Annotated in this window: 11 protein-coding genes; 7 read left to right on the top strand and 4 right to left on the bottom strand. The window is 65.2% G+C overall.

The features are described 5' to 3' along the window. The first annotated feature begins 210 nt into the window (after positions 1–210). Positions 211–972 carry an enoyl-CoA hydratase gene (locus tag SB749_RS01550; RefSeq protein ID WP_410708692.1) on the top strand — a complete coding sequence of 254 codons (762 nt, stop codon included), beginning with the start codon at positions 211–213 and terminating at the stop codon, positions 970–972. Positions 973–1,208: 236 nt separating this feature from the next. Then, positions 1,209–2,870 carry a long-chain-fatty-acid--CoA ligase gene (locus tag SB749_RS01545; RefSeq protein WP_410708690.1) on the top strand — a complete coding sequence of 554 codons (1,662 nt, stop codon included), beginning with the start codon at positions 1,209–1,211 and terminating at the stop codon, positions 2,868–2,870. Positions 2,871–2,933: 63 nt separating this feature from the next. Here SB749_RS01545 and chrA read toward each other — a convergent pair whose 3' ends face one another. Next, the gene (chrA, locus tag SB749_RS01540; protein ID WP_410708688.1) at positions 2,934–4,178 is read right to left on the bottom strand and encodes a chromate efflux transporter; all 1,245 of its coding nucleotides are present in this window, start codon (positions 4,176–4,178) and stop codon (positions 2,934–2,936) included. A gap of 130 nt (positions 4,179–4,308) precedes the next feature. Then, the gene (locus tag SB749_RS01535) at positions 4,309–5,172 is read right to left on the bottom strand and encodes a hypothetical protein (protein WP_139468195.1); all 864 of its coding nucleotides are present in this window, start codon (positions 5,170–5,172) and stop codon (positions 4,309–4,311) included. Positions 5,173–5,347: 175 nt separating this feature from the next. Here SB749_RS01535 and SB749_RS01530 point away from each other — a divergent pair, with 175 nt between their 5' ends. Continuing rightward, entirely contained in the window at positions 5,348–6,268 is a 921-nt protein-coding gene (locus SB749_RS01530) for a 3-hydroxyacyl-CoA dehydrogenase NAD-binding domain-containing protein (RefSeq protein WP_410708686.1), read from the top strand. Positions 6,269–6,277: 9 nt separating this feature from the next. Here SB749_RS01530 and SB749_RS01525 read toward each other — a convergent pair whose 3' ends face one another. Beyond that, the gene (locus tag SB749_RS01525; RefSeq protein WP_262778191.1) at positions 6,278–6,631 is read right to left on the bottom strand and encodes a nuclear transport factor 2 family protein; all 354 of its coding nucleotides are present in this window, start codon (positions 6,629–6,631) and stop codon (positions 6,278–6,280) included. Positions 6,632–6,801: 170 nt separating this feature from the next. On the opposite strand from SB749_RS01525, the gene aztD reads away from it, so the two are divergent. Beyond that, entirely contained in the window at positions 6,802–8,070 is a 1,269-nt protein-coding gene (gene aztD, locus SB749_RS01520) for a zinc metallochaperone AztD (protein WP_410708684.1), read from the top strand. On the opposite strand, the gene SB749_RS01515 is transcribed toward aztD, so the two are convergent. Then, entirely contained in the window at positions 8,060–8,338 is a 279-nt protein-coding gene (locus SB749_RS01515; RefSeq protein WP_410708682.1) for a hypothetical protein, read from the bottom strand. The two genes, aztD and SB749_RS01515, sit on opposite strands and share 11 nt — an antisense overlap. Here SB749_RS01515 and SB749_RS01510 point away from each other — a divergent pair. The 3 genes from SB749_RS01510 to betT all read left to right on the top strand — a co-directional run bounded on the left by SB749_RS01510 (position 8,337) and on the right by betT (position 13,622). Continuing rightward, complete coding sequence (locus tag SB749_RS01510; RefSeq protein WP_410708680.1) at positions 8,337–9,716, top strand: NAD-dependent succinate-semialdehyde dehydrogenase; 1,380 nt, start codon at positions 8,337–8,339, stop codon at positions 9,714–9,716. The genes SB749_RS01515 and SB749_RS01510 overlap by 2 nt on opposite strands. Positions 9,717–9,868: 152 nt before the next feature. Then, positions 9,869–11,248 carry a short-chain fatty acid transporter gene (locus SB749_RS01505; RefSeq protein WP_410708678.1) on the top strand — a complete coding sequence of 460 codons (1,380 nt, stop codon included), beginning with the start codon at positions 9,869–9,871 and terminating at the stop codon, positions 11,246–11,248. Positions 11,249–11,540: 292 nt separating this feature from the next. After that, a complete protein-coding gene (gene betT, locus SB749_RS01500; RefSeq protein WP_410708676.1) occupies positions 11,541–13,622 on the top strand; it encodes a choline BCCT transporter BetT in 2,082 nt (693 codons plus the stop codon). Positions 13,623–13,639 lie beyond the last annotated feature (17 nt).

Here is a 13,639-nt window from a genome sequence, read left to right as displayed (position 1 = left end):
AACGGACTGCGTGTCGAGACACGGGTGTGGGCGGGCGTTTCTCGACGCTTGTCCCGTTTTTCGACGACGGTCGAAGCAGCGCGGACGTGTGACGCAGATCAACTTAACGTACGTTAAAGTGACGGTAGACGCTTCCGCCGGCCCGAGCGCGGACGGAAGCAGAAGCCCCGAAAGCTACCCGGATCATCGGATTCGTACGAAGGAGTCGCATTGTCCACCAGCGTCCTCACCGAAGTCAGCGGTGATGTCACGACCGTGACCATCAACCGTCCGGAGAGCCTCAACGCGCTCAACGAGGAGACATTCCAGGCCATCGGCACCGCGTTCACCGAGGCGGCCGCGAACTCCCGTGCCATCATCCTCACCGGCAGCGAACGGTCCTTCAGCTCTGGAGCGGATCTCCAAGGAGGAGTGGCGAAGCGCGAAGGCATCGACCTCGCCGGAGCGAATAAGATCATCGCTGCGATCCTCGACCTGCCCATCCCCACGATCGCGGCGGTGTCCGGACCGGCCGCAGGCATCGGCTGCTCCCTCGCCCTGGCCTGCGACTATCTGGTGATGAGCGAGAAGTCCTATCTTATGCTTCCCTTCACGAAGATCGGGCTCATGCCCGACGGAGGCTCGACCGCCCTGGTCGCCGCCTCGGCCGGACGTCACCGGACACTGCGCCTGGCGCTGACGGGAGAGAAGCTGCAGGCTGCTGACGCCCTCGACTGGGGACTGGCGAGCGAGGTCGTCCCGGCGGGACGCCATCTGGAACGTGCCGGAGAAGTCGCCGCGGTCTTCGCGCAGGGCCCCACGCGCGCCCTGGCAGCGTCGAAGCGAGCGATCAACCGGGCCAGCCTGTCCGAAGTCGACGCGTCGTTCGCCCGCGAGGTCGAAGGCCAAGATGCGCTGCGTTCGAGCAAAGATTTCGCCGAGGGGGTCGCCGCCTTCCTCGACAAGAGAGCACCCGGCTTCACCGGGGAATGATGCGGGATGGCGCGGACGAACCGGTTCATGACTGCCGGACCGCCCAATGGTCCGTAACGGCCAGACCGCGGACCGGTTGATAACTGTTTGACCACGAATCGAGGCGTCTGCAACCGCGCCGCCTCCGCACCTGATGTGATGGTGACGACCGCCCACCACGAAACCGGCGATCACGATTCTTCTCCCGTCGCGGCCACAGCGACGAGGAGGGACCGGAGCAAGAACGAAGGAGTCTCATGCTGACAGGAATTCCGTCCACCCTGGGCGACAGCTACCAGCTCAACACCACCAGCCTCATCCGCCATGCAGCCACCGTCTTCGGTGATGCCGAGGTCGTCTACCGTCGTTCGGACGGATCTTGGGGCCGGTCGAACTACGCCGACGAGTTCAAGCGCATGGCGCAGCTCGCCCACGGACTCGCCGACCTCGGCGTCGGCGCCGGCTCCATGGTCGGAGTCCTCGACTGGAACTCCCGCCGCCACCTCGAGCTCTACTTCGCCGTGCCCGGTGTGGCCGCGACCATGCTTCAGCTCAACCTGCGCCTGGCTCCCGAGGACCTCGCCTACGTCGTCAGCCACTCGAAGTCGGACTGGATCTTCGTCGACGAATCCCTGCTGACCGTCGCCGAATCGCTGGCTCCGAAGCTCGATGTCAAGGGCTGGGTCGTCATGACCGACAAGCCGAGCGCCGAGATCGAGACGAGCCTGACCAATGTCGTCTCCTACGAAGACCTCATCGCGGAGAAGTCCGAGACCTACGACTGGCCCGTCGTCGACGAGAAGACCGCCGCCTACGCCGGGTACACCACCGGCACCACCGGCCGCCCCAAGGGTGTGTACTACTCGCACCGGTCGATCTACCTGCACACGATGGGCGGTCTGGCCGCACTCCACGCGAACTTCGACGACTGCGTCATGCCCATCACCCCGATGTTCCATGTTCTGTCGTGGGGCTTCCCGCAGAACGCTGTTGCCGCCGGCGCCAAGCTCGTCCTGCCGGGCAAGTTCGCCGCCGAGGAGTTCGGTGCCATCGCGCAGGCCTTCGTCGAGGAGAAGGTCACTCTGGCCAACGGCGCCCCCGCCATCTTCGGGCCGATGCTGAAGATGATGAAGAAGATGCCGCAGGCTCCGGATCTCAGCGGTGTCCGTCTCGTCTCCGGATCGTCCGAGCCGCCGCTGTCGATGATGCGCGGGTTCAAGGAGGTCACCGGGGCCGACGTCATCCACGGCTACGGGGCGACCGAAACCACCCCGCTGGCGTCGACGAACTGGAAGATCCGTCCCGGTCTCGACCTCGACGAGGAACAGAAGTGGGACCTCAAGCGCTCGCAGGGCCTGCCGATCATCGGTGTCGAAATGAAGACTGTCGATCCCGAGGGCAATGAGCTGCCACGCGACGGAAAGTCCATGGGCGAGCTCCTCATGCGCGGCCCGTGGATCACCGAGTCCTACTACCAGCTGCCCGACAATGCCGACAGGTTCCTCGACGGCTGGTGGCGTTCGGGCGACGTCGGCACCATCGACCAGTACGGCTACCTGAAGATCACCGACCGACTCAAGGACGTCATCAAGTCCGGAGGCGAGTGGATCTCGTCGATCGACATGGAGAACGCGATCCTCGACAATCCCGACGTCAGCGAGGCCGCCGTCATCGGCGTCCCCGATGAGAAGTGGGACGAGCGCCCGATCGCCTATGTGGTGGCCAATCCCGGCGCCGAGGTGACCCGTGAGTCGATCGTCGAAACGCTGAGTGCTCGTTTCGCCAAGTGGCAGATGCCTGACGAGGTCAAGGTCGTCGAGGAGATGCCGCGCACCTCGGTGGGCAAACTCGACAAGAAGCTGCTGCGCAAGAACTGGGAACAGTCCAGATCTCAGCTGGTTGAGCAAGGTAGGGACTGATCCGGGCAGGGATCGGTCAGTCCTGACCCGGGTCGAGACCGGTCGGTCCCTGGGCTCGAGCGGTCACAGCAGCAGCCAGCCGAGCACTCCGGCGCCGATCACCGTCGCCCACGCCGGGGCCTTCCACATGGTCCCGGCGACGAAGGCGGCGACGGCCAGCGCCAGGGTCGCCGGTGAGGTGATCCCCTCGACGAACACTGGATCGTAGAGCGCGGCCCCCAGCAGCCCCACGACGGCGGCATTGACTCCGGTCAGTGCCGCCGTCGCCGGTTCCCAAGCACGCAGCCGCTCCCAGAACGGCAGGATCCCGACGACCAGCAGACCCGCCGGAAGGAAGATCGCCAGCAGGGCGATGCCGGCACCGAGGATGCCGGCCGGTCCCGTTGTCATCGACGCTCCGAGGAACGCTGCGAAGGTGAATAGGGGACCGGGGACTGCCTGTGCGGCACCGTAGCCGGCGAGGAACGTGTCGTGGTCGACCAGCCCGGTGGGCACGAGTTCGGCCTCGAGCAGGGGCAGGACGACATGACCTCCGCCGAAGACCAGGGCCCCTGCCCGATAGAAGATATCGATGAGGCGAATGGTCGCATCCCCGGTCGCCGCGGTGAGTGCGGGCAGTCCGAAGAGCAGAGCGGCGAAGGCGATGAGGGAGGCGATGCCCAGCCGTCTGGCGCCGCGGGAGCCGACCTTACTCCCGGGGGATTCCTTCTCTTTCCGAATTTTGTCGGGCCGTTTCAGCCACATGAGGCCGAGAACTCCACCGAGGACGATCGCAGCGATCTGGACGAGCGCCGTCGGCACCATCGAATTCGGGATGACGAGCATGAGGATGAGGGCGGCAGCGGCGATGCTCGCCCGGCGGGCATCCGGGGTCAGCGTTTTCGCCATCGACTGCACGGCACCGGCGACGACAGCCACCGCGGCGGCCTTGAGTCCGAGCAGCCACCCGGCATCGCCGAGGTCACCGAAGGCCGAGAGCCCCAACGCGAAGAGGGTGAGCAGAATCGCCGACGGCAGAGTGAAGCTCACCCACGCGGCCGCGAGCCCGGGCAGGCCCGCACGGCGCAGCCCGAGTCCCATGCCGACCTGGCTCGACGCAGGGCCGGGCAGCATCTGGCACAGGGCCACGAGGTCGGCGTATTCGCGGTCGTCGAGCCAGGAACGGCGGCCGACGAAGGTCTCGCGGAAATACCCGAGGTGGGCGACGGGACCGCCGAACGACGTCAGGCCGAGGCGCAGGAACGATCCGGCCACCTCGGCGAGGGGTGCCGCACCAGGCTGATGTGTGGCCGCCGCATCACTGTTCATCGGTCCTCCGCTTCGCTTAAGTGAACACCTCAGTGAACACGGATCAGGTGACGCCGAGGTGAACGGGGGCAGCTGCCGGCAGCGCGAACAGACCCGCCGCGCCGGGCGAACGGGCAGCGAAGGTGAACTCTCAGGGATGGTGGAGGAGGTAGGTGCCGCCCTTGAGGCAGGTGTCGACGACCCAGCCGTCGCCGACGAGGCCGGTCAGCGCCGTGCGCAGCGCCAGTCGCCAGCGGCTGGCGAGATCGGCATCCTGGCCGCGCAGATCCTCGATATCGGAGGGGAAATCCAGCGAGACGAACTCGGTCTCCTTCGGCACCTCGCTCAGCAGCGGTTCGCCGTCGTCATCGGCGCGCAGGCAGGGGAAGGCCGATCCGGGGTCGACGACCGAGGCCCGTGCCGGACGGTCGAGCGGCCAGGACACCATCATCCGGTCGCTGGCCTGGCCGGAGTTCACTCCGTCGCGCATCTGCCCGTAGAAATCCTCGAGGTATTCGACCATGCCGACACCCAGACGCTGGAAGTTGAAGTACGCATTGCGGGCGATGAGCGGGTCGAAAGTCCAGGTCATCTCGGTGATGCCGAGGTTGAGGCACCACAGACGCTGGTGCAGCTTCATCGCGGATCCGGCACCGCGGCCGATGATCTGATGGCGGACTCCGGCGATGTGCGAATGCATGACCGAACCCAAAGGCTGACCGAAGAAGCCGATGGTCACACCGATCATCTCGTCGGGTTCGTCGACGCTGTACGCAGCGGAGACATAGTTGCCGGCGTGGGCGAAGGCGATGATGAGACTGGGTTCGAACACGTTCGTGCCGGTCTCGTCGACGTTCCAGACTTCGTCGAGCAGCAGTGAGGCCTTGGCCGCCTCGTCGGCGGTGTGGATCTCGCGCACCTCGATGCGCGCGGTTTCCGCCGCGGCGGCGTATTCGTCCTCCGCCAGGGCGATGATCTCCGAGTCCACTGTTCTCAGTTCTGGGTTCGCGCTCATGGTGACATTGTGCCACCAGATCTCGGCCCCGGTGGGAGGTGCACGGCAACGATTCGACTACGGCGAACGGTCCAGTGCATGCCGAGATACGGCCGACACGCGCGTGAGTGAACGTCCCCGCACGCTTGAGTGAACTCCGCCGCCGGTCGGGAGGGGCCGGGTATAGCCTGGACGCATGAGCTCAACAGTCGCCGTCATCGGCGCCGGAACCATCGGCCGATCGTTCGCCTTCCTCTTCGCCCGCAGCGGGTACACGGTGCGGGTCTTCGACCCGCGTCGCGACCTCGCCGAGGTGGTCGCCGAGCTCCAGGCCGACGTCACCGCCGACGCTTCCGCCCGGAATGAGCTGGCCTCGCAGGTCGGCACCGTTGAACTCGCCGAATCCGTCGAGGCTGCGGTGGCAGGTGTCGTCTTCGTCCAGGAATCCGGTCCTGAGGACCCCGAATCGAAGCCGGTGCTGTTCTCTCAGATCGCCGAGGCGGCTCCAACCGAGACCGTGTTCGCCACGTCATCGTCGACGATCCCGGCCTCATCGATCGCAGCCGCGCTGCCGGAGTCCGCGGCAGCTCGCGTCATCGTCGGCCACCCGTTCAATCCGCCGCACCTCATGCCGCTCGTCGAGGTCGTGCCGTCGCCGCAGACCTCCCAGGAGACCGTGGAGGCCGCGGTCGAGTTCTACCGCAGCTGCGGGCGCGAACCGGTGGTGCTCGGGCGTGAGATCCGCGGATTTGTCGGCAACCGGCTCCAGAACGCGCTGATGAAGGAGGCGATCTCGCTCGTGCAGAACGGAGTCGTCACCGCCGAGGGACTCGACACCGTGATGAAGAATTCGCTGGGTCTGCGCTGGTCGGCCATCGGTCAGTTCGAAGGCATGCACTTCGGCGGGGGAGAGGCCGGGATCCGCGGGTTCATGGACCATATCGGCCCGGCCTTCGCCGCCATCGAGGATCTGCCCGTCGACGTCGACCCCGCAGGCATGGAAGACGTCTTCGAGCAGGTCGAAGAAGCCTATGGCCCGACGCCGACTCCACAGGCCGCGGCCGTCCGCGATCGGATCCAGAAGGCGGTGCTCGACGCCCGCGGTCAGGGGCGCTGAGGCCGGGGCTCAGACCGCTGCTTGGTAGAAGTACGTGGTGCGTTCGGCGATGAGGCCCTCGGTGTCGAAGAGGAAGAAGTCCGCGAAGCCCACCGAGGTCTCAGAGCCGTCCTTGAGGCGGCCGCTGAAGACGCCGCGACTGGATGCGCGATCACCGTCGACGAGGATCTCCTGCAGCGAATGCGCACCGGATTCGATGACGCGTTCGCCGTGGTAGAAGTCGGTGATCTGCTGGCCGACCATCGTCGGATAGCCCGGCCGATCATAGCTGGCATCGGCGGCGAACAGCGCCGAGGTGGCGTCCGCGTCTCCGGCATCGACGGTGGTGTAGTAGCGCTTCACGAGTTCAGTCACACTGGCCATAGCACTACCGTAACAGTGACTCAAGCCATAGTCGGGACCGGCCGTCGGCCCCACGCCGGCCCGTGAGTCTCCCTTCGTCACCGACGGCGACCTCATTTCGCATATCTGCCTCACATCGGGTTAGTATCGACCTGCTAATGATAACGAGTCTCACTAACTAGAGAGTGCGAATGATGAAACGACACCACACGATGCTCGGATCTGCGGTGGTCGCCTCGGCGCTGCTGCTCACCGGCTGCCAAGCCGGCGACGACGCCACCGACTACGACGCGGTCGGCAAGGACGAGAAGACCGCAGGCACCGCAGACGACAAGGACGACACAGGGCACGCCCAGGAGCTCGCCGCCGCCCAGCCGCGGATCGTGACCACCTACGACGGCGGGATCCTCACCCTCGATGCAACGACTCTCGACGTCATCGACGATACGAAGCTCGAGGGCTTCAACCGCCTCAATCCTGTCGGCGACGGCCGCCACCTCATGGTCTCCGTCGCCGAAGGCTTCCGCCTCTTCGACGCCGGAGTCTGGACCCAGCCCCACGGCGACCACACCCACAGCTACGCCGCTGACCCCCAGCTCACCGACACCGTCTTCGACACCGAACTGCCCGGACACGTCGTCAACCACGGCGAGACCACCGTGCTCTTCGGCGACGGCGACGGCAAGATCCAGACCTTCGACACCGAAGACTTCTCCGACGGTGCCCCGAAGCCCCAGGTCGCCGAGGCCGATGAACCCCACCACGGTGTCGCCGTGAAACTCGCCGACGGGTCGATGCTGCACACCGTCGGAACCGAGGACGAACGCTCGGGTGCGAAGGTCGTCGACAGCTCCGGCAAAGAGATCGCGAGCAGCGACGAGTGCCCCGGAGTCCACGGCGAAGCCGCTGCGAAGGACGAGGTCATCGCGCTCGGCTGCGAGGACGGAATCCTGCTGTACAAAGAAGGGAAGTTCGAGAAGATCGACGCTCCCGACTCCTTCGGTCGCATCGGCAACCAGTCCGGAAGCGACGAATCGCAGTACATCCTCGGCGATTACAAAGTAGAGGAAGATGCCGAACTCGAACGTCCCGAACGGGTGAGCGTCACGGATACGAAGACCGGCAAGCTCTCGCTCGTCGACCTCGGTCCCTCCTACAGCTTCCGGTCACTGGGCCGCGGACCCGAAGGGGAGGGCGTCGTCCTGACCACGGACGGAAAGCTGAAGATCATCGACCCCGCGACCGCCTCGGTGACGGAGGAGTACCCGGTCATCGACGAATGGGAAGAGCCCGCCGAATGGCAGAAGGCCCGCCCGACGCTCTTCGTCCAGGGCGAGGTCGCCTATGTCAGCGATCCGGCGGAGAAGACGATCCACATCGTCGACCTCGAATCCGGTGAGGTGATGGCCGAGAAATCGCTGCCGCACGCACCGAACGAACTCACCGGCGTCACCGGCTGAGGGATCGGGACGAACCCGACCGGCGGAACGGCCCCGAGCGGCGGGTCAGACCCGACCCCACCGGCGGAACGGCCTCGACGGACTCGGCCGGCGGCGTTGCTGAGCGCACCGTCGGTCGGGTCGGCCACCTCGGTGACGGCTGGGAATCCGCCCAGGAAATGAGACCGCCGTTGCCGACGTCGGAGTTCGGCCATAGCGTGGGGGATGGACCTGCGATCGCACCATCAGTGATCGCCTCAACCTCGTCTAAGTGAAAGAGGACAGCCATGACCACCATGTATCGCGTCACCGACCCGGCAACCGGCCAAGTCGCCGAAGAATTCTCCACCGCCACCGATGCCGAGATCCTCGCCGCCCTCGACCGTTCGGCGACGACATTCGACGAGTGGAGCCGGACCACGGTAGCCGAGCGCGCCGCACTGCTGACCCGCGTGTCCGAGATCTACGCCGAACGCGCCGAAGAGCTCGCCGAAGTCATCAAGCTCGAAATGGGCAAATCCGTGCCCGAAGGCAAGGGCGAAGTCCAGCTGTGCTCGATGATCTACAAGTACTTCGCTGACAACGCCGAAGCCTTCATGGCCGACGAACCACTGCGCGGACCCAAGGACGCCACCGCCATGATCCGCCGCAAGCCCGTCGGCTCGCTGCTGGGCATCATGCCGTGGAACTTCCCCTACTACCAGGTCGCCCGCTTCGCCGCCCCGAACCTGGCCCTGGGCAACACCATCCTGCTCAAGCACGCCCCGCAGTGCCCCCGCTCGGCACAGATCATGGAAGAGATCTTCATCGAGGCAGGGCTGCCCGAAGGCGCGTACATCAACATCTACGCCAGCAACGAGCAGGTCGCCGACATCATCCTGCCCGACCCGCGCAACCACGGAGTGTCCCTGACCGGATCCGAACGCGCCGGTGCCGCCGTCGCTGCCGAGGCCGGAAAGAACCTCAAGAAGGTCGTACTCGAACTCGGCGGATCCGACCCCTATATTCTGCTCGACACGGACGACGTCCAGAAGTCCGCAAAGACGTTCTTCGACACCCGCATGGGCAACACCGGCCAGGCCTGCAACTCGCCCAAGCGGATGATCGTCATGGACGACATCTACGACGACTTCGTCTCCTCCATCACCGAGGCGGCCCAGAAGAACACCCCCGCCGTTCCAGGCGAGGGGGGCTCCCGTCTGTCCCCGCTGTCGTCGGTGGCCGCCGCCGACCGCTTCGTCGAGCAGGTCCAGGACACCGTCAGCGAGGGCGCGACCCTGCTCGCCGGCGGCAAGAAGTACGACGGTGGCGGAGCCTATGTCGAACCCGTTGTCCTCACCGATGTGCAGAAGGGCATGCGCGGATACTACGAAGAGCTCTTCGGACCCGCTGTGATCGTCTACAAGGTCAGCAGCGAGGAAGAAGCCGTCGAGCTCGCCAACGACACTCCGTTCGGCCTCGGCGCTGCCGTGTTCTCCACCGATATCAAGCGGGCCGAGCGGGTCGGCGACCAGATCGATTCGGGCATGGTCTTCCTCAACGCTCCCGAAGGCACCCGCGAATTCCTGCCCTTCGGCGGAGTCAAGCGCTCCGGCGTCGGCCGTGAGCTCGGACCGTTGGCGATGGACGAATTCGTCAACAAGCAGCTCGTGTACAAACAGGACTGACCGATACGATCGGAGCCCGAGGATCCGGGTTCCGATCGTGACCGGGTTGTGATCGCACTCCGGGCGCTGTCTCCTACCAGGGGACAGCGCCCTGATTGTATGCTGAGACCACGCACAGCTGATTCTCATAATTCCCAGCGGGAGGTCTCCCCATGTCGGCACCGAAGCCGTCAACCCAGGTCAACGCAGCAGCCTCAAAAGGGATCATGCGGCCGGTCAACCGATTCCTCGAACAGTGGATTCCCTCGGCCCTGACCTTCGCCATCGTCCTCACCCTCATCGTCGCCGTCCTTGCGTTCATCTTCACCGACGCCGGACCGACGGACGTCGTCACCGGCTGGGGTGAGGGACTGGCCGGTCTGCTCGAGTTCATGACGCAGATGTGCCTGATCCTCCTGCTCGGGCACATCCTCGCCAACACCGGACCCGTGCGGAAGCTGCTGACCTGGCTCGCTCGCGTTCCCGGCAACGCCACCTTCGCCTATGTCTTCGTCTTCGTCGTCGCCGCGCTCGCCAGCCTCATCACCTGGGGCCTCGGTCTCGTCGTCGGCGCCCTGCTCGCCCGTGAGATCGCCGTGCAGTCACGCGAACGCGGCATCAAGGTCCACTTCCCGCTGCTCGTCGCCGCCGGCTACTCCGGATTCGTCGTCTGGCATATGGGCTATTCGGGATCGGGTCCGCTGACCGCGGCCACACCGGACTCCTTCCTCTCCGAATCGCTCGGCGGACAGACGATCCCGGTGTCGGAGACGATCTTCGCCGGCTGGAACCTGCTGGCGATCGCCGGAGTCATCATCGTCTGTGCTCTCCTCTTCTTCCTTGTCGCACCCAAGGCCGGCGCCACCGTCTACGAACTCCCCGCCTCGGTGAGCTCGGAGAAGCAGTCCGAGGTCGATGAAGAAGTCGTCACCCCCGCCGACCGCATCGACGCCTCACGAGTGCTCACCCTCATCGTCGGTCTCGCTCTTGTCGCCTACCTCGTCATCCACTTCGCCCAAGGCGGGGGACTGACCCTCGACATCGTCAACTGGTCGTTCCTCGCCCTCATCCTGCTGCTTGTGCGCAACCCGTTCGAGCTCATCCACCTGACGAAGGAGGCGGCGTCGAACGTCGGCGAGATCCTCCTGCAGTTCCCGCTCTACGCGGGAATCCTCGGCATCATGTCGAGCACCGGACTCATCGCCGTGTTCTCCGATGCCTTCGTCTCGATCTCGAACACCACGACCTTCGGTGTCCTCGCCCTGCTCTCGGCCGGACTCGTCAACTTCTTCGTCCCTTCCGGCGGAGGCCAGTTCGCCGTGCAGGGGCCGATCATGCTCGACGCGGCCAATCAGCTCGGCGTCGATCCGTCGATCGCGATCATGGCCGTGTCCTACGGCGACCAGTGGACGAACATGCTCCAGCCCTTCTGGGCGCTGCCGGTGCTCGCGATCGCCGGACTGAAGATGCGCGACATCCTCGGCTACACCGTCATCACGTTCCTCGGCTCCGGGGTGGTGATGGCTGCCGCGCTGCTCCTCGTCTCCCTGTGAAACCCGGTGATCCTTCTCACTGAGGTGGGCGGAAAGGAATCGTCGATACGACGGCCGGGAGATACCGCCTCGGCGAGGGTGAGTCGCTGATCTGCAGATCTGCGTGGCATCACAGAATAAGTGACCGGAAGTGTCTATGTGGTAACCTCCGTTGTTGGCCGTCCCCGGGGAGCCGGGGATCGGCGAGGACGGAATCTCATTCAGCAACAGCCGTTGATCATGCTCGGTTGAGCACCCTGTTCGACCGGGTCCGATGCCACGACGCAGCAGCGTCCGGATAAGGAGCACAATCATGTCAGCATCAGTCGACACCCCGCCGGGTGAACCGAAAGGAGAAGCGAAGGCCAAGGTGAAGCCGTCGCTGCCACCCGTGAATAAGCGGGTGTTCATCGCGACGGCCCTGGTGGCAATCGCCATCACCGCATGGGCCCTCATCTCACCGACCAACGCCGAGGCGGTCCTCGGTGCCGTCGTCGGCTGGACCTCCGATTGGTTCGGTTGGTTCTACGTCCTCCTCGTCCTCGCCGTCCTCGTCTTCGTCATCTACCTGGCGGCTTCCCGCTACGGCAATACGAAGCTCGGCCCCGAACACTCGAAACCCGAATTCGGGCTCGTCGCCTGGGCGTCGATGCTCTTCGCCGCCGGCATCAGCACCGATCTCATGTTCTTCGCCGTGGCCGAACCGGTCACGATGTACCTCACCCCTCCGAGCACCGAGGCCGAAACGGTCGACGCCGCTCGCGAATCCACCGTGTGGGCGCTCTTCCACTACGGTTTGAGCGGCTGGGGACTCTACGCCCTGATGGGCATGGCCCTGGCCTACTTCGCCTACCGGATGAACATGCCGCTGGCGATCCGTTCGGCGCTGGCCCCGATCTTCGGCAAACGCGTCCACGGTGTTCTGGGCGAGACGGTCGACTTCGCCGCCCTGCTCGGCACGATCTTCGGTGTGGCCACCTCGTTGGGCATCGGCGTCGTCATGGTCAACGTCGGCCTCAACACGGTTCTCGGGATCCCGATCGGCACCGCCACTCAGGTCGGCATCGTCGTCGTCGGAGTCGGTGTCGCCACGCTCTCGGCAGTCTCCGGTGTCGACAAGGGAATCAAGTTCCTCTCCATCCTCAACGTCGTCCTCGCGATCGCTTTGAGCCTGTGGGTGCTCGTGGCCGGAAACACAAAGTTCCTGCTCAACGCCCTCGTCCTCAACGTCACCGACTTCGTTCGACTGTTCCCGAACATGGCCGGGCAGACCTTCGCCTTCGAAGACACCGGGACCTGGATGACCGACTGGACCCTGTTCTTCTGGGCCTGGTGGATCGCCTTCGCCTCGTTCGTCGGCCTCTTCCTCGCCCGCATCTCTCGCGGACGCACCATCCGCCAGTTCGTGCTGGGCACCCTGACGATCCCGTTCATCTACATCTTCATGTGGATCTCGATCTACGGAAACTCGGCGCTGGACATCATCCGCAGCGGTGACAAGAAGTTCGGTGAGGCGGTGATGGCCAGCCCCGAAGGCGGCTTCTACGACCTGCTCTCCCGCTACCCGGCGTTCGCCTTCATCGCCGGTCTGGCTACGCTCACCGCACTGCTGTTCTACGTCACCACCGCGGACTCCGCTGCCCTGGTCATGGCGAATCTGTCGTCGAACCTGCGCAACCCCTCCGAGGACGGCCGCGGCGGACTGCGCATCTTCTGGGCGCTGTTGACCGGCGCCCTGACGGTGGCGATGCTGCTCGTCGGGGGAATCGGCGCGCTGCAGAACGCGACGGTGATCATGGGCCTGCCCTTCGCCTTCGTCGTCATCCTCGTCATGATCGGTCTGTACAAGGCATTGCGAGTCGAGGCGAACCGCGTCGACAGCGTCGATACGACCCTGCCCGGCTCGCTGGCTCGTCGCTCTCGGGGCCCCGGTCACGAGACCTGGCAGCGGCAGCTCGGACGGGTGCTGTCCTTCCCGAACCAGGCACGCGCGAAGGAATTCGAGCAGAAGGTCCTCATCCCCACCCTCAACGAGGTGGCTGAAGAGATGGAAGGCCGCGGAATCTCGTCGCGGTGCGGTCGCGTTGATTCCGAAGGCGTGTTCGTCGACGACGGCGAACTCTTCCAGTTCGAGGTCGACGGAGACGGGGAGTATCCGTTCCGCTATCAGGTGTGGCCGCACAAGGTCAGCGTGCCGTCATTCGGTGGAATGGTCCCACGCGGAACCGGCGAGGACTACTACCGGATGGAGGTCTACCTCGACGGCGGCACCGGTCAGGGCTACGACATCATGGGCTTCTCGAAGGAGCAGATCATCGATGACGTGCTCGACCAGTACCAGCGCCACGTCGAATTCCTCCAACTGCAGGAGAACATCATCCACGGCGATGACTGAATCGCGATGTCCGGATG

It is taken from the genome of Brevibacterium sp. SIMBA_078 (genome assembly GCF_046534565.1).
GTDB lineage: Bacteria > Actinomycetota > Actinomycetes > Actinomycetales > Brevibacteriaceae > Brevibacterium.
Note: the sequence above shows the minus strand (reverse complement) of the source record. Positions and strands in the feature narration are given on the sequence as shown.